This window comes from Methylophilus sp. DMC18, from assembly GCF_056314005.1.
Genome location: NZ_JBQUZE010000003.1, coordinates 530,253 through 547,974, shown reverse-complemented (window position 1 = coordinate 547,974; position 17,722 = coordinate 530,253). Strand labels below are relative to the sequence as shown.

23 protein-coding genes are annotated in these 17,722 nt (G+C 50.0%); 8 read left to right on the top strand and 15 right to left on the bottom strand.

Annotated elements, in window-relative coordinates; genetic code table 11:
• Nucleotides 1-84: 84 nt before the first annotated feature.
• Nucleotides 85-981: a LysR family transcriptional regulator gene (locus tag ACT53G_RS09630; protein WP_476169279.1), complete on the bottom strand. Its 897-nt coding sequence runs from the start codon at nucleotides 979-981 to the stop codon at nucleotides 85-87.
• Nucleotides 982-1,073: 92 nt separating this feature from the next.
• Here ACT53G_RS09630 and ACT53G_RS09625 point away from each other — a divergent pair, with 92 nt between their 5' ends.
• On the top strand, nucleotides 1,074-2,087 hold the full coding sequence (locus tag ACT53G_RS09625; RefSeq protein WP_476169278.1) for an MBL fold metallo-hydrolase: 1,014 nt from the start codon (nucleotides 1,074-1,076) through the stop codon (nucleotides 2,085-2,087).
• 60 nt (nucleotides 2,088-2,147) lie between these two features.
• Here ACT53G_RS09625 and ACT53G_RS09620 read toward each other — a convergent pair whose 3' ends face one another.
• The 6 genes from ACT53G_RS09620 to pqqA (ACT53G_RS09595) form a co-directional block, all read right to left on the bottom strand.
• Nucleotides 2,148-2,333, bottom strand: coding sequence for an SDR family oxidoreductase (locus tag ACT53G_RS09620; protein ID WP_476169277.1), 186 nt, complete (start codon nucleotides 2,331-2,333; stop codon nucleotides 2,148-2,150).
• Nucleotides 2,323-3,333, bottom strand: coding sequence for a hypothetical protein (locus tag ACT53G_RS09615; protein WP_476169276.1), 1,011 nt, complete (start codon nucleotides 3,331-3,333; stop codon nucleotides 2,323-2,325). The genes ACT53G_RS09620 and ACT53G_RS09615 overlap by 11 nt, the downstream gene beginning before the upstream one ends.
• A gap of 271 nt (nucleotides 3,334-3,604) precedes the next feature.
• Nucleotides 3,605-3,676, bottom strand: coding sequence for a pyrroloquinoline quinone precursor peptide PqqA (gene pqqA / locus ACT53G_RS09610; RefSeq protein ID WP_081624291.1), 72 nt, complete (start codon nucleotides 3,674-3,676; stop codon nucleotides 3,605-3,607).
• A gap of 129 nt (nucleotides 3,677-3,805) precedes the next feature.
• Nucleotides 3,806-4,159 (bottom strand): HVO_A0114 family putative DNA-binding protein, encoded by a 354-nt coding sequence (locus tag ACT53G_RS09605; protein ID WP_476169275.1) that lies wholly within the window; start codon nucleotides 4,157-4,159, stop codon nucleotides 3,806-3,808.
• Complete coding sequence (locus tag ACT53G_RS09600) at nucleotides 4,156-4,515, bottom strand: toxin-antitoxin system TumE family protein (RefSeq protein ID WP_275356113.1); 360 nt, start codon at nucleotides 4,513-4,515, stop codon at nucleotides 4,156-4,158. The genes ACT53G_RS09605 and ACT53G_RS09600 overlap by 4 nt, the downstream gene beginning before the upstream one ends.
• Before the next feature lie 156 nt (nucleotides 4,516-4,671).
• Nucleotides 4,672-4,743: a pyrroloquinoline quinone precursor peptide PqqA gene (pqqA, locus tag ACT53G_RS09595; RefSeq protein ID WP_081624291.1), complete on the bottom strand. Its 72-nt coding sequence runs from the start codon at nucleotides 4,741-4,743 to the stop codon at nucleotides 4,672-4,674.
• Between the two features lie 257 nt (nucleotides 4,744-5,000).
• Between pqqA (ACT53G_RS09595) and ACT53G_RS09590 the strand changes: the two genes are divergently transcribed.
• Nucleotides 5,001-7,136 (top strand): TonB-dependent receptor, encoded by a 2,136-nt coding sequence (locus ACT53G_RS09590; protein WP_476169274.1) that lies wholly within the window; start codon nucleotides 5,001-5,003, stop codon nucleotides 7,134-7,136.
• Between the two features lie 65 nt (nucleotides 7,137-7,201).
• On the opposite strand, the gene pqqA (ACT53G_RS09585) is transcribed toward ACT53G_RS09590, so the two are convergent.
• From pqqA (ACT53G_RS09585) to ACT53G_RS09575, 3 genes are all read right to left on the bottom strand, one after another.
• Complete coding sequence (pqqA, locus tag ACT53G_RS09585) at nucleotides 7,202-7,273, bottom strand: pyrroloquinoline quinone precursor peptide PqqA (RefSeq protein WP_081624291.1); 72 nt, start codon at nucleotides 7,271-7,273, stop codon at nucleotides 7,202-7,204.
• 133 nt (nucleotides 7,274-7,406) lie between these two features.
• On the bottom strand, nucleotides 7,407-8,273 hold the full coding sequence (locus tag ACT53G_RS09580; protein WP_379075098.1) for a mechanosensitive ion channel family protein: 867 nt from the start codon (nucleotides 8,271-8,273) through the stop codon (nucleotides 7,407-7,409).
• A gap of 418 nt (nucleotides 8,274-8,691) precedes the next feature.
• A complete protein-coding gene (locus tag ACT53G_RS09575) occupies nucleotides 8,692-9,483 on the bottom strand; it encodes an alpha/beta fold hydrolase (protein ID WP_476169273.1) in 792 nt (263 codons plus the stop codon).
• A gap of 161 nt (nucleotides 9,484-9,644) precedes the next feature.
• Here ACT53G_RS09575 and ACT53G_RS09570 point away from each other — a divergent pair, with 161 nt between their 5' ends.
• Nucleotides 9,645-9,953 carry a BON domain-containing protein gene (locus ACT53G_RS09570; protein WP_476169272.1) on the top strand — a complete coding sequence of 103 codons (309 nt, stop codon included), beginning with the start codon at nucleotides 9,645-9,647 and terminating at the stop codon, nucleotides 9,951-9,953.
• A 158-nt stretch (nucleotides 9,954-10,111) separates the two neighbouring features.
• Here the strand turns inward: ACT53G_RS09570 and ACT53G_RS09565 are convergent, their stop codons facing one another.
• Both ACT53G_RS09565 and ACT53G_RS09560 read right to left on the bottom strand, forming a co-directional pair.
• Nucleotides 10,112-10,369: a hypothetical protein gene (locus ACT53G_RS09565; RefSeq protein ID WP_476169271.1), complete on the bottom strand. Its 258-nt coding sequence runs from the start codon at nucleotides 10,367-10,369 to the stop codon at nucleotides 10,112-10,114.
• A gap of 160 nt (nucleotides 10,370-10,529) precedes the next feature.
• Nucleotides 10,530-11,114, bottom strand: a complete 585-nt coding sequence (locus ACT53G_RS09560; protein ID WP_476169317.1) for a c-type cytochrome — start codon at nucleotides 11,112-11,114, stop codon at nucleotides 10,530-10,532.
• 456 nt (nucleotides 11,115-11,570) lie between these two features.
• On the opposite strand from ACT53G_RS09560, the gene ACT53G_RS09555 reads away from it, so the two are divergent.
• The 3 genes from ACT53G_RS09555 (at nucleotide 11,571) to ACT53G_RS09545 (ending at nucleotide 15,090) form a co-directional block, all read left to right on the top strand.
• On the top strand, nucleotides 11,571-12,851 hold the full coding sequence (locus ACT53G_RS09555; RefSeq protein ID WP_476169270.1) for a class I SAM-dependent methyltransferase: 1,281 nt from the start codon (nucleotides 11,571-11,573) through the stop codon (nucleotides 12,849-12,851).
• A gap of 74 nt (nucleotides 12,852-12,925) precedes the next feature.
• The gene (locus tag ACT53G_RS09550) at nucleotides 12,926-14,338 is read left to right on the top strand and encodes a PQQ-dependent sugar dehydrogenase (protein WP_476169269.1); all 1,413 of its coding nucleotides are present in this window, start codon (nucleotides 12,926-12,928) and stop codon (nucleotides 14,336-14,338) included.
• A gap of 92 nt (nucleotides 14,339-14,430) precedes the next feature.
• Complete coding sequence (locus ACT53G_RS09545; protein WP_476169268.1) at nucleotides 14,431-15,090, top strand: LuxR C-terminal-related transcriptional regulator; 660 nt, start codon at nucleotides 14,431-14,433, stop codon at nucleotides 15,088-15,090.
• A 28-nt stretch (nucleotides 15,091-15,118) separates the two neighbouring features.
• Here ACT53G_RS09545 and ACT53G_RS09540 read toward each other — a convergent pair whose 3' ends face one another.
• A complete protein-coding gene (locus tag ACT53G_RS09540) occupies nucleotides 15,119-15,724 on the bottom strand; it encodes a Yip1 family protein (protein ID WP_194748503.1) in 606 nt (201 codons plus the stop codon).
• A gap of 330 nt (nucleotides 15,725-16,054) precedes the next feature.
• Between ACT53G_RS09540 and ACT53G_RS09535 the strand changes: the two genes are divergently transcribed.
• Complete coding sequence (locus ACT53G_RS09535) at nucleotides 16,055-16,474, top strand: PA2169 family four-helix-bundle protein (protein WP_476169267.1); 420 nt, start codon at nucleotides 16,055-16,057, stop codon at nucleotides 16,472-16,474.
• 201 nt (nucleotides 16,475-16,675) lie between these two features.
• On the opposite strand, the gene ACT53G_RS09530 is transcribed toward ACT53G_RS09535, so the two are convergent.
• Nucleotides 16,676-16,912 carry a DUF2171 domain-containing protein gene (locus tag ACT53G_RS09530; protein ID WP_194748505.1) on the bottom strand — a complete coding sequence of 79 codons (237 nt, stop codon included), beginning with the start codon at nucleotides 16,910-16,912 and terminating at the stop codon, nucleotides 16,676-16,678.
• A 297-nt stretch (nucleotides 16,913-17,209) separates the two neighbouring features.
• On the opposite strand from ACT53G_RS09530, the gene ACT53G_RS09525 reads away from it, so the two are divergent.
• On the top strand, nucleotides 17,210-17,413 hold the full coding sequence (locus ACT53G_RS09525; RefSeq protein ID WP_194748506.1) for a hypothetical protein: 204 nt from the start codon (nucleotides 17,210-17,212) through the stop codon (nucleotides 17,411-17,413).
• Between the two features lie 117 nt (nucleotides 17,414-17,530).
• On the opposite strand, the gene pqqA (ACT53G_RS09520) is transcribed toward ACT53G_RS09525, so the two are convergent.
• Nucleotides 17,531-17,602, bottom strand: a complete 72-nt coding sequence (gene pqqA / locus ACT53G_RS09520) for a pyrroloquinoline quinone precursor peptide PqqA (protein ID WP_081624291.1) — start codon at nucleotides 17,600-17,602, stop codon at nucleotides 17,531-17,533.
• Nucleotides 17,603-17,722 lie beyond the last annotated feature (120 nt).

The following is a 17,722-nucleotide window of genomic DNA, read 5'->3' as shown; positions in this document are numbered from 1 at the left end:
AAATGACTTATTTCTAACTGGAAAATTTATCAGCTATAGTCCCCACACAGCCTTTTTTAGATTGCAGATGGATCAATATCGTAATTACACACTCACAAACTGCTGCCTTAACCAAACCATCGCCTCATCCTCTTGAGTCTTTACATGCCATGCCATACCTAGCTCAAAAGGCGGGATTGCAAATGGCAGCTCAATCAAATCCAACATGTCTTGATATTTTTCGAGTAGCTGTTTAGGTAAAGTGGCGACGCAATCGCTATTGGTGAGCACCAAAGCAATCTGGTTATAACTGGGCACTGAGGCGACAATGTTCCGGGTTTGCGACTGCTCGGATAACAAGTGATCAATTGAGCTGGATAAGTCACCTTTTGCAGAAACAATGACATGGCACAACTGGCAATATTCATTGAGCGTCGGTTTTTTTGTGCCTCTCGCATGCCCTTTTTTCTGCGCCATGATAAAGCTGTCTTTCATTAAATACCTGACCTTGAGGCTGTCTGGCATTTTGTTGATATCGCCTATGTATAGATCAATATGGCCTTGCTCTAAGTCTTCTTTCACATTCACGCCAAACACTGACACGAATGAAATTTGCAGCCCTGGATTATTAAAGGAAAGCACTTTCTTTAACACTGGCAGGCCCAGAATCGTGAACACGCTATCGTTAGTTGCAATGGTGAATTTGCGGCGGGAAGTGAGCGGATCAAAACTGGATTTGAAATTGACGGCAAATTTAAGCTCGTTAATAGATGCCCGTAATTTATGCTGAAGGTTTAATGCCCTTTCAGTCAGCACCATACCGCGCCCTACTTCAGCTGGAACAAGCAATGGATCCTCGAACAGCACCCGCAATCTGGCTAATTGCGTAGAAAGCGCTGGCTGGCTGATATTCAGCCTCTGCGCAGCCTTGGTGACGTTTTTTTCTTCCAGCAGGATATCCAGCGAAATCAATAACGGGAGGTCGGCTCTTTTTATATCCATAATATTTATATGTTCAATACAAATATTCAATTTTAAATAATCATTAATTATACGTATTCTGGCAGCACTTTAAATGAAAAAGGAGAATATGGATGAGCAATGTGGAAGGCAAAAAAAGAATGGCATTCAAGAAGACAGTGTTAGCCATTGGCTTGTTTTTACAGTGCCTGGCTTATGCCCACACTTCTGTTGCCGGGGCTGAATCACCAGCGAGTTCAGTGGCTAAATACCATGCTGAAACTGGTTACTACACGTTCAAATTGGGTACGTATGAAATCACGGTGATTTCAGATGGCACAGTGCCTCAAGACTTACATGTATTGCTAAAAGGCGCATCCCAAAAAACGGTGGATGGCTTGTTGAGCCAAGTGCATTTGCGTAACCCGGTTGAGGCATCCATCAATGTGTTTTTAATTAACACCGGCAAGAAATTCATCCTGGTGGACACGGGTGCGGGCGATTTCTTTGGCAAGGGGTTCGGCGGCAAGTTTAGTGAGCGTTTAAAAAAGTTAGGCGTTAAGCCGGAAGATATTTCTGACATATTGATTACCCATATCCATACCGATCATACAGGCGGCCTGGTGCATGAGGGCAAAGCGGTTTTCGCTAATGCGAATATCTATGTGGGTAAAGCCGATATAGACTTTTTTCTGGATGCTAAAAATCAAAACGGGGTGAATGGCTATGACAAAGCCTATTTTCAGCAGGCGCAGACTGCGATGCAGCCGTATGTAGCTCTGGACCACGTAAAACCGCTTAGAGGCGAACAAAAGATATTGGGTGATTTTACTGCTTACCCGACACCCGGCCATACACCAGGACATTACTACTATCGGCTGGAAAGCAAGGGCCAGTCGATTACATTCATCGGCGATTCGGTGCATGTGGAAGCGGTGCAGTTTCCTCACCCTGACATCACCATTACTTACGATGTTGACCAAGCCAGTGCCGCAAAACAGCGGCAGACCCAATTTAATCGATTAGCTAAAAGCCGTGCCATGATTGCGGCACCGCATTTGCCCTATCCTGGGATAGGCTACATTAATACGCAAAAGTCAGGATTTACATTTGTTCGTGCCGAATACCATGATAGACAGGGGCTGTGATTAAACATATTTAGACGGTGAAAGGCCCTCTAAACAGAGGGCCTTTACTTCTGGTCAAACTTAAATCTGCGCCTGGCTACCATCCACAAAGAACTCAATGCCATTAATGAAACTGGCATCTGGTGATAATAAAAATGCCACGGCTTTCGTCACTTCATCTGGGTCACCCACTCTGCGCATAGGTACTTGAGCACCTAAATAATTGAGTAGGCCTTGTTTTTGGGCAGGTAAAATCCTATTTACCATTCCCTTGTATTTTTTTATCAATCACTTGATGAGTTTCTTCATCTTCTAACCATACTGATGACGCGCCTGCACCCAACTCACCTTTTACAATATATTTTTTACCCTTTTCAGGCGTGAATGTGATTTCTCCCTTCACCTGATACACCTTGCCAAATAGCTCCTGAATGGGTGCACCATATTGTGTTTTTGCAGCCAGGCTAAGCTTAACCGGTTTATTAGCGGGCACTTGTCTGTCAATTAAATATGGGTTGAGGCGAAAGCCTTTCCCGCGATTTAATTCAACAGAACGCTGCAAACTGTTTTTGACATATTTCCCATCGATGCTTTCAACATAAAAAAAGTCAGACTTTTCTGCATCATAGGCTTGATATGAATCTTTAATCGTGACTTTAGAAAAGTCGGTTTCTAATGGTAGTAACTGACCTGCTGTGATGTGGAGCTTACCTGCTGGCGCTAATGGCAATACATATTCAGTACCATTCTCAGAGTACACATAGATATTCTCGGAATGTGTTGGTGCCGCGTACACGACCAGATAGGCTGCGTTTGCTTGCAATGGCAGGTCAGCGTAGTAAGTCATGCCCGTAAAGAAATTCGAATCACTTTCAATACGGTAGTTTTCGATCTTCCCTATCTGTTGTTTATCTTTATCCAAAACCAATAAATTTGGTACCAGAATTGAAGCTGACGGCAAATAACTGGCACTTAGGTAAGTTTTAACTGTGACCAGCCTGGGCTGACCTGTTTCTGTTAATTCAAAAGCAGCATAGTAGCCTTTGCCATGTGGAAACTGGAATGTCGGTGTTTTGTCACCAAACAAAATAGATTGCTCTACACCCGTTTTCAACGGCGTATAGGCCATATCATTAATGCTTGAAGCTTGAGGTGCTTTGGATTGCGATAATTGTTGATGCATTTGATCTACAGATGCACAACTGGTCAGTATAGAGGCTGCCAGTACAACGATAAAATAGTTAAATTGGGAGATGAGGCCAGACATTATTGTTATCCTTATTATTAAATTTGTTATCAAATCACTAAGTGATCTAACGATTTTTATCACCAAAGAATACAACTAGTTTAACGTACAATCAATCGTGCTCTCTCTGTTTGAGGGGCTACTGCTTTGGCTTAACACCTGGTGGTGAACTCTGTTATCGATCTTAAAATCATGATGGAGAACTCTCATGTCTTATAGTAAAACAGGCACCTCCTTCAAACAAAAAACCCGACACTTGGTCGGGTTTTTGTCATTTTAGCCTCAGCTAAAATTATTTGTTCATTACGTACATGGTTACCTCAAAGCCAAAACGCATTTCGGTAGCTGCTGGTTTAGTCCACATGGTGTTTCTCCTGAGTTTGTTGGGGGTAATCTGTACAACGTATGCACAGTATGCGCTGCGTTTTGATGTTTGTTCAGGGCTGTTTTACTTGAACCTGGCTCATGATTTTCACCAGCGCAGGGTAAAATTTCAGGCAGCTAATATTTGAAATTCTGTTGCTTTTACAACAGGTTTTACCTGACGGTTTTCGCGTAACATTTCCACCAGTCCATAACGGGACATGGTTTTTAAAGTGCGCGATAAATTACTTTGTTTTCGGCCCGTAATGATGGCGAGTTCGCTAATGGATGCGGGCTGTGACTCTTGGATGACTCTCAATAATGCACGGTTCTCGTCACTCAATACTTCAGCCAGCGACTTCATGGATGAAAACCAGATTTTGGGTTCATCTGCGGCGGGCTGGTATTCACCACTCGCTATCGCTAGCATGCGCTCACGAAACTGCACTTCAGACATGATACCAATGGTGATTCGATGATTCATTTCAGTTCCTTTAACAGGCGCTCAACTTCCGCAAAAAAATCAGTGAGCAATTGCCCGGCATCTTTGAATGCATAGGGCACACCTTGATCAGTGGCGTGTCTGTGCTGATGGTCATAAGGCAGGCGTTGCCCCGCATATTTAAACTTTTTGGGCGGTTTGACGGCATGACTATTGTCATAACCCATGAGCCGCTTTCCGTGCTTATCATGCAATGTGAGTGAATAGCGGATGCCGTGGGGAATGGCATCAGATACACGCACTTGCCATACTTCAAACTTGAGCCAGTACCCCCCTTCTAAGACATAGAGGGTGTCATGCATTTCCAGCAATGTATTTAATGTATGATCGTCTTGCATTTATATATCATCGGATGATAAATGTAAAGTTACCCAACTGTCACTCCCTAATATTTCAGGCAAATCAGCCATACAAACTTAACATAAGTTATCAAACTAGAATACAAAAAAGCCCGACAGCGAGTCGGGCTTTTGTCATTTTAGCCTCAGCTAAAATTATTTGTTCATTACGTACATTGTTACTTCAAAGCCAAAACGCATTTCAGTCGCTGCTGGTTTAGTCCACATGGTGTTTCTCCTAGATAAAGTTAACAATCAATCAAACGTGTAGCCAGTATGCCTGCCCACTAGCCTTTTGTTGAGCGCGCTTTTACGCGAATGCAACTCATGATTTTCACCAGCCTGATGTTAACAGAAGCAAATTCTTTGCTGCATCCTTCAAATCATTAATGAAAATCGTTATCATTACCATTAACAGAAGTTGAGCCTAGACTCAACCGCACGCCTCTCTGCCTGGCAGAGCCTTTTATTCTATGGGAGTTCTCATGTATTACCACTCATCGACGTTACGGCCGATTGCGCTGGCTTTGCTTTTGGCTAGTGCAACCCAGGCGACATACGCGCAAGCAGCTGACGCTGCAAAAAATGATACCGAGTCTGACACTTTGCCCGAGGTCACGGTCAAGGAAAAGAAAAGCAGCCGAACTGACTACCAGCCGCTGGTGAATAGCACGGCAACCAAGATTGCTGCACCACTGCGAGATATTCCGCAAACGGTGGATGTGGTCCCTGCGCAAATTATTCAGGACCAGGCCGCGCACTCTTTACAGGATGTATTGAAGAACGTGCCTGGCGTCTCGCTGAACCTGGGGGATGGCCAGCGCGACCAGTTTGTGATTCGTGGTTTTGATGCGATGGGTGACATGTATATTGATGGTATGCGTGATGACGCGCTGTATTACCGTGACCTGTCGAATATTGAGCGCGTGGAAGTGCTCAAGGGGCCAGCCGCGGTATTGTATGGCCGTGGCTCTTCTGGCGGCTTGATTAACCGTATCACCAAAAAACCTGGCGAGACCATCCGCACCATTAAACTCAACGGCGGCTCTTACAAACAGCGCCGCGGCGAGTTTGATGTCGGCGACAAACTGGGGGATTCAGCCGCCTTCAGGATTAACGGCGCCGTAGAGGATTCCGGCAGCTTTAGAAACCAGGGCTTTCTGGAGCGGCAAAACCTTGCCCCTTCGTTGCACTTGCAACTGGGTGAAGATACCAGCTTGTTGTTGCAGGTAGAAAAACTGCATGACCGCCGAGTGACCGACTTCGGGATCCCGGCTTATCGGGGCAAGCCACTCAACATTGATCCAGACACCTACTATGGCTCACGCAATGCCCGCGATGATGATTACACCGACTCAGATGTGTTGTCTGGCCGCGCGGTGTTGAAACACCAGATTAACGACCAATGGTCCGTGCGCAATATGGTTGGCGCCTATCATTACGAAATGGATCGCAACAACACACTGGTTTCAGGGGTGAATGATAATTTGCGCACAGCGACCCTGACACATAACCAGCTATGGCGCCAGGACGATGGCTGGTTCAACCAGTTAGAAGTACTGCAAAAAGCCGAATGGGCTGGCATGCAGCATCAATTACTCTACGGTCTGGAAGTAGGCGAGCAACGCAAAACCATGAAGCGCTGGGCATGGAGCAACCCGACGGTGACCGTCTCCCTGTTTGATCCGGTATTACCCAGCCTGTCACAATTCGGTGTTCGCGGCAGCAACCCCAACCTCAGTAACCAGACCATCCTGCAAGTGACTGGCGTCTATGTGCAGGACATGATTACGCTTTCCGAGCACTGGAAAGCGCTGGTCGGCAGCCGCCATGACCGGTTCGCGCAAAAGGTTGAAGACCGCTTGTCTTCTGTGAACCCCGAGCGCACAGATCATACCTGGAGCCCCCGTGCTGGCCTGGTCTACCAACCAACGGATTGGCAGTCTTACTATATTTCATTGAGCCGCTCTTTCCAGCCCTCTGGCGAAACCTTGAGCTTCTCGCAGCAGCAAAGCCAGCTAGCCCCGGAAGAGACAAATAATATTGAAATCGGCAGCAAAACCGATTTTTTCAATGGCAAATTGTCTACCACCGCCGCCCTGTTTCATCTTGAGCGCGAAAACATCAAAGGGACTAATCCAGTCAACAATGCTTTGATAGGCGTGGGGACACAATTAACAGAAGGGCTGGAGTTGACCATGACGGGTGAACTTGCGCCACGCTGGCAAGTGTTTGCTGGCTACGCCTATTTGGATGCGCGCATTACTGACTCAGTAGCGATACAAAACGGCGTGGCCTTGCAAGGCAAACGGGCAGCCCTGACACCGAGAAACAGCGTCAACTTGTGGGTGATGCATCAACTCAATGAAGGCTGGAGTGTGGGCGGCGGCCTGAATTATGTCGGTAATCGCTATGCGTCGAATGACAATCTGGTGGCCCTCGGTAGTTATATGACGGCAGATGCAGCAGCTATTTATCATAGCTCACGTTACGACCTTGCGTTCAATCTGAAAAACCTGACCGATAAGCGTTACTATGCTTCTGGCCACGGTACCAGCAATAACCTCAATGGTCCTGGTGCGCCGCGTCGCGCAGAAGTCACACTGACAATGCATTTCTAATGCCTGTGCCCCAAACAAAAAGCCCGACATCGAGTCGGGCTTTTGTCATTTTAGCCTAGCTAAAATTATTTGTTCATTACGTACATAGTCACTTCAAAGCCAAAACGCATTTCAGTCGCTGCTGGTTTAGTCCACATGGTAGATCTCCTAAAAAGTTAACACTCAAACGTGTAACTAGTATGAGCGCCTGCTTGAAAATTGTTGAGCGCAGTTTTACGCGAATTCGGCTCATGATTTTCATCAGGATTGCGCTCTTAAGCGGTATGCAGTTTAAGTCGACTGGGGTTCTGGCAGCGTGGCCAAATGCAGCGTTTGAGTTGGAAAAGCCACTTCAGCCCCAAGCGCCGAAATGACTTCCCCCACTTTGAGCAACACGTCCTGTTTTACATGGTGATACTCTTCCCAAACCCTGGTGCGGGTAAAAGCATAGATCATGATATCCAATGAAGACTTGTTGAAAGTGACAAAATTCACGATCAGGGTTTGAGACTGATCAATCTCTGGGTGATGTTGCAACATGTCTCGAATTGCACTGACAATCCCAGCCATTTTATCAAGGTCAGCATATCGAATCCCTATGGTTTCACGGATACGGCGGTGACTCATGCGCGATGGGTTCTCAACCGCAATGGTCGTAAATAACATATTGGGGATATAAATCGGGTTTTTATTGAAGCGGCGAATCCGTGTATGTCGCCAGCTGATCATTTCAACGGTGCCTTCAATGTCCTTGTCAGGCGAGCGTATCCAGTCTCCGACACTAAACGGACGGTCAAGATAAATGGTCAATCCGCCAAAAAAGTTCGCCAAAATATCTTTTGCTGCAAAACCAATGGCGATTCCGCCGATACCCCCGGCAGCCAATAATCCAGAAATACTTATCCCTATGGTCTGCAAAAAGGTGATCAGTGTAATCACCACGACCAGCAGATAACCTAGCTTACAAAGTGCATCGATGGTCGTTTGATCAACCTGACTGTCACTGCGCGTGTCGCGGGTCATGAACTGCTGACGAAACTCACTGATCGTACGCCAGAAAAACCAACTCACAACCAGCAAAAAGCCAATATCCCGCACCAGCGAAATCATCTCCAGCCACTCTTCAGGATGATGGGCTTTGGCATATAGCTTAGCCATGTAGGCCAACCCTAATAACCAGATGAGCGCTGGTAACGGGCGGCTCGCACCATAAACAAGTGCATCATCCAGATAACTGCGGCTGTATTCGGCAACGCGTTTCAGTCTATGCAGTAGTAGGCTAGAAACGCCATGAAGCACTGCTGTGATCGCAAATATGACCAGAAGCCGTATGTATAACGGCTCACGTAACATCGAAACAACCCATACCTCATGCCACCACTGCACTACTCAACCCCCAATACATTAATGCCAATGCATTTTAGAGCAATTTTCATAAATGCCCAATTGATTACTGACTACATAGATTAAATGTGATTGGAGGCGCAAAAGCTGAGACGGCGTCGCTTCTGGCGGTTAATCGTCCCCAGCATCGCAAGCGGCACGCCGTTTTTACCGATGCACAATCATACGCATACTAGGCTAAAAATGCGTCGACAGCCTGGATAAATAATTGCGGCTGTTCTGCATGCACCCAATGATCGGTGGGCAGGCTGACAAAGCGGGCTTGAGTGAAGTGCTGGCTAATTGTATGCATGTCTTGCGCATTGACATAATCACTTCTCTCCCCGCGAATAAACAGACTAGGCATCGTCAGGCCAGTGGCCACTGGCGGCAAAAGTGCTGACTGCAGTTGCCCATAATTGGCTTTGAGGGCCGCGAGATTGAGCCGCCACTGCAATCGATCATCCACCTTATGCAGATTGGTGAGCAAAAACTGGCGCACCATCAGGTTGGGGATAGCGGGAGCGAGCGCTTTATCCACGTCACCGCGGGACGCGCACTGGTGCAAGTCTACCGCCAGCATGGCATCTATGAGCGGCGTGTGCACGTCGGCATAAGCGCGCATGGCCATATCCACCACAATCAGCTTGCTCACGCGTTGCGGCCATTGCATGGCAAACTGCATGGCCACCTTGCCGCCCAGTGAATGGCCCAGTACATGCACTTTTGCCAGGTTCAAATGCTCACACACCGCCAGCACATCCGCTGCCATTTCTGCATAGGTTTGCGAGTCATGGTGAGATGAGCGGCCATGGTTACGCAAATCGACACTGATCACCGGCCCCTTCTGGGCGAAATGCCTGGCAATACTGCCCCAATTGTCGGCGGAGCCAAACAGGCCATGGAGCAATAACAAAGGCGTGCCACTGGGTTCAGTGGACGCGTTTAAGACTTGATGATGTAGCAACGGAAAAGTAGTGGTCATGGTAAAAAAGATTTCAACGGGGAGTGAAGCGCTAAAGCGCTATCTTATCGTACTTACAAACTTCGTCAGTCAACTCCTACGGCAGGATCAGAATCCGGTGTATGGCTGGCCCTGCGCATTTTTTGAATAATGAGAGCTCGATGATTTTGAAAGGACTGCACATGAAAACGACATTGAAATCCATTTTGCTGGCAAGTGCTTTATTGTTGCCGATGGCAAGTTTTGCTGCGGATGGCGACTCCATTGGTACCAAGGTAGAAGACACCGTGATCACGGCCAAAGTAAAGGCGGCCTTGGCCAAGGACAAAGCCGTGAGTGCCACCGATATCAAAGTTGAAACCGACAGCAATGGCCTGGTGCAATTATCTGGCGTGGCTAAAACTAAGGCCGAAGCAGATAAAGCAGTGCAATTGGCTAAAAATGTCAAAGGTGTGACTGCTGTGAAAGACGATATTGTGGTCGCACAGTAAGTCCCCACGCTACGATCTTCTCTCCGTTGCCCCTGTGCCAGCCATGGCCAGGGGCATTTTTTATGCCGCGCAACCCACGTACGAAGATAGGCTCGGGGCCGCACGGGTCTGTTGCTACCGCCACTCAATATGCAGCAAGGGGCTTAAGCCCGTGATCGTTACTTGACGTCGGTGCCACCCTGTTTCGGATCCTGCTGAAAGCGTTTGCTTTTTTCCATATTGCCAGGCTTGGAAGACTGGGCATTTTGCGGCTGGCTGGCGGTGTCTTTGGTGCTGGGCGGCAGATTATTATTATCTTGCTGCGGCTCCAGATAGTGACCGTTTTTGGTGGTATCCGGCACCTGGTTTTTTTGTTTTTGCGCCGGAGGCACGGCATCGGGAGAGACATGATCCGCAGCCGGCTGGGCACACTGCAAGCCACCAACAGGGCTGCGATCAAAAAAGAAAGGGGATTGTTCATAGGGGCATCCTTATCAAAGAAGAAGAAAACCTGTCTGGTCAGACAGGCATGCTTCTATGCTAAGGATGCACGGGCAGGCTGTATGTCAGCCTAGCGACCTCAAATTTGTAGGATTATCACGAAGCGGCGTCTTCATTGCCGGTCAGTTGGCCGTGGCTACGGATCCAGGCAATGACTTTGAGTAACTCATCCGGGGTGATGCCGTTATTCGGGTCTGAAGGGTCCATCAAGCCTTTGCCTTTGGCCCCCATGCCGCCATTGGTGCCATGCCACACGGTTTCAAACATGCCTTTATTGGTGGCGTCTTTGGCATAGTTATAGTTGGGGCCGGTGAGCGCAGGGCCCACTTGCCCACCCGCTTCCGGGCCATGGCATTGGGTGCAAGAATATAGTTGGAAGATTTTTTTACCTGCTGCAATCGCATCTTCTTTACCGACATAAGGGTTCTTACCTGTCGCTAAAAATTCTTTGGCGGCTGGCGTATCAAACAATTCAGGCTTGATTTCCAATGGCGAGCCATCCTGGGTGGTGACAAACTTGATCGTTTCAGTGCTGGCAGCCGCCTCGGTTTTAGCAGAAGACTCGCCGGAAGCCGTGGTTTGTTTGTCGCAGGCAGCCAGGCCGGTGACTAACACCAGCAAGGCCAGACTTGTTTTAGCACGCAATGTTGCATTCGGGCTTGCTTGAGGCAAGGTAGCCATTGGACGATTTTCCAGGCCAGTTTTTAATCTCATGATGGTCTCCTCAATGGTAAGGGTGATTGAAAAATGAATGTGTGAATGATTATGGAGAAAAGCGAAACCAGTGCCCATGTCACAACGGCGCAATTTATTGTAGGAGTTGTCGGACAGGAAAACGGGCAACATTCAGGGGCGTCACGGTATTGAGTCAAGCATGACAGAACGAGGCATTCCGCCGGCAAAAGACACCCCGTCTGCACTGTCAGACAGGTCTGACATGACAATCAGTCATGTGCCTATATTGGCTGCTTGGGCGCTTTTCTTACACTTCAGGCCTGAAGACACATTCAAACCACCTGCTTTTTTTACTGCGGCGGCGACGCGAAAGTTCATCGACATCTTCATTTGACGCAACGCAGCAGTCAAAGCAGGGCTTTATTTTTTGACGGAAACACGGACAACTGTGAGGAGTCACCAATGTACAACCGCCCTATTAATGTGCTGCCTCTGGAGGCACGCCCACTGGATGCCCTGACGCTAGAGCAATTTTGGCATTGGCCTCAGGCCAGGCAACAAGAAGAAGATCAACAGGCCTTGACCCAGGCCCAATTACTGCTGAATCAGCTATTTGAAGACTATACAGATGCGTTTGCCCTGCGTTTATGGAATGACCAGTTGATTTATGTGGGCGAGCAATCACCGGCATTTACGCTGTCACTGTCTGCAGAACTGGTACGTGATCCTCACTTGTTGACCACATCCGTCCCCTGGATGACTGCGTATATAGACGGTCACATCCAGGTCGTGGGCGACTTTCACGCCGCGATGCAATGCCTGGAATACTTCCAGTCTCTGCCTATCCCCTTGGCCACCACACTCGCGCGTGCATTACGTGCCCTGGCACCATTACCACCTCGCCACGGCGCTGTACCAAAGTCTGGTCTGTTGCCACTCAACTACGATGTGCCGGCTGAGTTTTATCGCCATTGGCTGGATGAACGTATGCTGCATTCCTGCGCCTATTTTTGTGGCCAAACGCGTGAGCTCGGGCAGGCGCAACGAAACCAGCTGGAACTGATTTGCCTGAAGCTGCGTTTGCAACACGGTGACCATTTGCTCGACCTTAGTGGCGGCTGGGGCGGACTGGCCTGCTGGGCCGCCAAGCATTACGGGGTCTTTGTGCATGCTTATATCCAGAACCCTGCCCAATATGCCTATGCCAGCCAGCTGATCCAAAGCGAACAACTCACCCATCTGGTGACACTGATCCCTGGCGACTATCGCGCTGTGGCGGCACAAGGCCAGTACGACAAAGCCGTCTGTATCGGGGTCGCCGAACACGTAGGTGAACCGCATTTGCCGGCGTTCTTGAATACAGTCCATGCCGCGCTGACACCGGGCGGCTTGTTTTTGAGCCATGGCATGACCAACGAGCGCGCAGCCTGGCAGCCAGAGGACCCAACCCATACGCTGGTGAATCAGCAGTTGTTCCCGCAAGGCAAGCTGGCCACCTTTCCACAGCTGCTGCAGTGTATGGATGCCGCCCAGTTTGAGGTGTTTAACATTGAGGGGCTGCGCCAGCATTTTGTTCAGACCCTGCGCCACTGGCTGAGTGGACTGGCGTCGCAACACCAGGACATCACCCGCACCCTGGGCGAACGCAGTTACCGTGCCTGGCGACTGTATCTGACCGCCAGCCTGATCCAGTTTGAACAGGGACTCACCGGCATTCACCAGATTGTGGCGACCCGGCGCTAGCTGCCATCTGGCAGGCCATGCCATGAAAACCAGTCTGGTAAAGACCAGAAACAGATGATAGAGAGGAGTACACGATGCATACCGCCACAGACCGTCCGCCCCGTTTTCAACTGTCCCTGATCAGCGGTTGCCTGCTGGGACTGAGTGCCTGTTCGCCACCGGCCCAACTGCCTGAGTCGGCCAGCTACGGGCCAGCACCAGACCTGTCCTCCTATCATGCCAGCTGGCTTCCCACCGTCCATGTGGCAAAAGCGGTTGGCTGGCCGCAAGGTGAAAAACCAGCCTCTGCGCCAGGCACCCATGTAGTCGCGTTTGCCAGCGACCTGCATCACCCGCGCTGGCTGTATGAGTTGCCTAATGGCGATATTCTGGTGGCAGAAACCAATCACCCGCCTAACAATGAAGGGTTCAGCCTCAAAAGCTGGATTGCCAGCCTGTTTATGAAAGACGGCGGCGCAGGGGCTGAGAGCATGAACCGCATCATGCTGCTGCGCGACAATGACGACGATGGCGTGGCAGAAGAACGACATGTCTTTATCAAAGACCTGCATTCGCCGTTTGGCATGGCCCTGATTGGGGACACCTTTTATGTGGCCAACGCCGATGCCTTGATCAAATTCCCTTATAAGCCAGGCCAGACTGAAATTACCGCCGCCCCCACCAAAGTCACCAACCTGCCCGCAGAACGCAATCATCATTGGACCAAAAATATTTTGCCCGCGCCAGATGGCAGCAAACTCTATGTTAGCGTCGGCTCCAACAGCAATGTCGGTGAAAACGGCATGGACGAAGAAAAAGAGCGGGCGGCTATTTGGGAGGTCGATGCAGTCTCTGGCCAGCATCACATCTATGCTTCCGGCTTGCGCAATCCGAATGGCATGGTATGGGAACCGCATACTGGCGACTTATGGGTCGTGGTCAATGAGCGAGACGAACTCGGCAGTGACCTGGTGCCGGATTACATGACCTCGGTCAAACAGAATGGCTTTTATGGCTGGCCCTACAGCTACTACGGCCAACATGTAGATGAGCGGGTACAACCGCCCCGCCCTGAGCTGGTTGCCACAGCGATCCCTCCTGATTATGCACTGGGCACACACACGGCTTCACTGGGCCTATTCCCGGCCAAAGGCAATCAGCTGCCCGAGCAATTTCAAAACGGCATGTTTGTCGGCCAGCATGGCTCCTGGAACCGTCAGCCTTACAACGGCTATAAAGTCATTTTTGTGCCGTTTGAAGCAGGCAAGCCCGCCGGGCAACCCATTGACGTACTGACCGAGTTTTTGAATGCAGACGGGCAGGCACGGGGGCGTCCCGTCGGTGTGATTGTTGATAAAAAAGGGCAGTTGCTGGTGGCAGATGATGTCGGCAATGTGATCTGGAATGTCAAAGGCAGCCATAAAACTGCCCGACATGCCGACTCGAACGCCTCTGAGAATAGGGAAGCAACCAGCGGTGTGCATGCGACCGTAGCCGCACACGATTAAAAATTAAAAACATTAAAAAATAACTGGAAGGCGTTTTAAGCCCCGGTATTCGCGTGCCGGTTTTGATCACACTGAAACGAGACGAGACCGCCATGAAAAAATTATTACTGGTTTATGGTCATGCCCTGAGCCATCACGCATTACACACCCTGTTACAAAATGACCTGCGCCTGCAGCTGCTTTACGAAGTGCCCACGGTGCGCGAAGCGATTCACCTGATCCATCAGCAACCGCTGGATGCGATTATTCTGGACATTTCGGCCCCCAACCAAAATGGTCTTGAAGTTTTGTGTGATCTCAAACATGCCGCACCGGGGCTGCCGATTCTGGTGATCAATGGCAGTGAGCGGCCTGACCGCATGATTCATTTTATCCGTTTGGGCTGTCAGGGCTATCTGCCTTACACCACGCAAAGTTCGCAGGTGATTCCAGCCATCCGCAGCATTGCGCGCGGAAAATCCTGCCTGATGCCGCGCCACCACCAACTGTTGACGGAGTCACGACCCATGCGGCATGAGCAGTTATCGTTGCGGGAGTTACAGGTCTTGTTCAAGCTGATCAAAGGCCAACCGGTCAACGCCGTGGCAGACGAGCTTGCCATTGCGCCGGGTTCTGTCAGTGTCTTCCGCGCCAAAATCTTGCGCAAAATGGGCGTGCCCAATAATGCGGCGTTGATCCGTTATGCCCTGACACATGGCCTGATCCCAGCCCCGACCACATTGAGCCGTCAGACCCGGCAGAACCCTGACTAGACGGATTCAAATAACACCGGCAGCGTGGCTAAAGTTTTTTGACGGCAAATTGGAGTTGTTCAATGGTTTCCCACGAAATCAACGAGCCGATCAGAATCACGCCAAAGCCCAGCCCGGCGGTGCAGATAATGGCCAGGGTGAGTGAGAACAGTGCCCCGCGCTCACGGATGCCAAACACATAGCGCACACCGCGGTACACCAGCGCAACGGCAATCAGCGCCGCCACCCCATGCACCAGCACATTAACGCTCAGGCTGGGGACCAGGTAAAACAGCGAAGTCAGCCACAGCGGGGTTGTCGCCAGCGTGATTAACAACAGCGCATCCCGGAAGCCAGGCTTCACACCCACCATCTGCGCCAGATGCTGTGTAATCCATGCCATCACCAGCACCAGCAGCAATTGCAGAAACAACAACTCGACGCTCACCATCAGCAAGCGGTTACCTGGTAATTGGTCAAAAAACAATTTGGGCACCTGATGATCCAGCCGCAAGTACATCGTGATACATGGGATCAAGGACAGTGGCAATATATAAAATATCAGCAACTGCGTGACACCGGGTTTGGGCATCGCGAGCACCTTGGGCTGCTCACTACGCGGTGTCACATAGTCGAATAAACGGATGGGATTCATCATCATCTCCTGTAAAGAACGATGCGCCATTATGCAAGCAGGACAGCCGCATCCATACCCGCAACAGGCTGATCTGACTGTCAGAATTTACGTTGGCCGACGGAAACATAAGCAGCCCCTTGGCGTGGCCAGGTGAGAGAAATGGGCTTATCTGCCCAGATAAGCGGGCCTATAGATAGCCATTCTTACACCAGCTTGCGCATTCATCCGATGGGGGGCCAGGCTGTGCTGTCGCATACTCAGATCTTCTCACCATCAACAACCGCTTTTGGAGACTGAGACATGACAGACAGAGACGATTTCATTGCTACCCTGAACGATTTGATTTAGGTGTCCCGCGATGGCGAAGAAGGGTTTCGCGCATCGGCTGAGAATGTAGATCATCCCCAACTCAAGGCTTTTTTCATGCGGCGCTCGCAAGAGGTGGCGGCCAGCGTACAAGAGTTGCAAGGGCTGGTGCGCTCGCAAGGGGGCGAACCCGCCGCCTCAACCAGCTTGGGCGGCGCGCTGCACAGACACTGGATAGATCTTAAAACAGCCCTCACCAGCAACAATACGCTGTCGGTGCTTAATGAAACCGAACGCGGCGAGGATGTGGCGCTGAAGGCTTACCAAGAAGCCGCTGAAATGGATTTGCCAACCCATATCCGTGCTGTGGTTGTTCGTCAGCTCGAAGGCGCAAAACGCAATCATGACGAGGTGAAGAAATTGCGGGATGCCGCGCAGGCAGAGGCCGATGCGCATTCTTAAACCAGGCCAGAAAGTCACACCCTGCACTGGCGCACCCTGATAGCGAAGACCTGCTTACCGCAGGTCTTTGTTTTGGCTGTGCGCGCGGCTTAGAAGCGGATGTTTAGCGATGTTTCACGTCCAACACATTGAGCTCACGGGCAAATCCAGGCAAGCGCCGTCCACGTGTGCACATCGCCTAAGCCTTGATGCAGGGCAAACTCAGGATGATGCCTCAGTGGCCCAGTCTGTGGTCACCTGCGCCAGCGTCCGGTTAATTTTCACGATACCGCCCTCAGTCGAAATCACCCAGCTCACCGGGATAAAGTGATGCACGCCAGACGTGTCTTGTTTAAGTTTGATCAGGTCGTCGCTGACCATATGATCAACCACAGCGACATGCTCGGACTGGGCGGTGGTGACGGGCATATCGGGTTTAATTTCACGGGCATCTATCATGTCTGTCTCCTCTCAACGGTGATGGTTCATGCAGTGACCTTAAGCGGAGAGTGTGGCTGGCGAGGGTTCCCCTCACTATCGCGGCAAGACTGAGTTTGCTGTAAGAATTGTGAGCCCCGATAACGCTGGTCAGCGGGCATGGGCCAGGGGACATCACAGCGAAAGTCACAGGTAAAATCGCACGAGCGTCTGACCGGGCAGCGCGATACTTTGCTGATATTCTTACTGACACGTTCTATGTGTCTCAACCGCATGCAGACGGCCTGTGGTCTGTGGCATGTTAATCAAGGAGTGAGTATGGCCATTTTTTATATCAGCGCCTGGCAAGGCGCACCCGATGCCAGTGAGCGCGTCTGGGAAACCAATGTATTGGCGCTGAGTGTAGAAGAAGCCTACCGTCTTGGCCGTAGCCGCCTGGCAGCAGAACAGCCTGACTGGGACTTGACGAAACTGACCCTTCTGGCTGAAGGCGATAGCGTCACAAAATCTATAGAGATTTAACCGCCGCGATAACGGTGGTATTGCGCGTTGCTTTTTAGCCTGACCACAACAAAACGTCGGCCCAAAACAAAACACCCGGTTAACACCGGGTGTTTTGCAATAAAACCTTGGTCAGAATTATTTGTTCATCACATACATGGTGACTTCAAAGCCAAAACGCATTTCAGTCGCTGCTGGTTTAGTCCACATAATAAATCTCCTTGAATGATTAAGAGAGGCAACGGGCATCTCGTTAAGAATCACTATACGCCGCAGGGCAAGAAAGCACTTGCGTAGCTGGCTTAAAAACAGCTCATGATTTTACTGAGA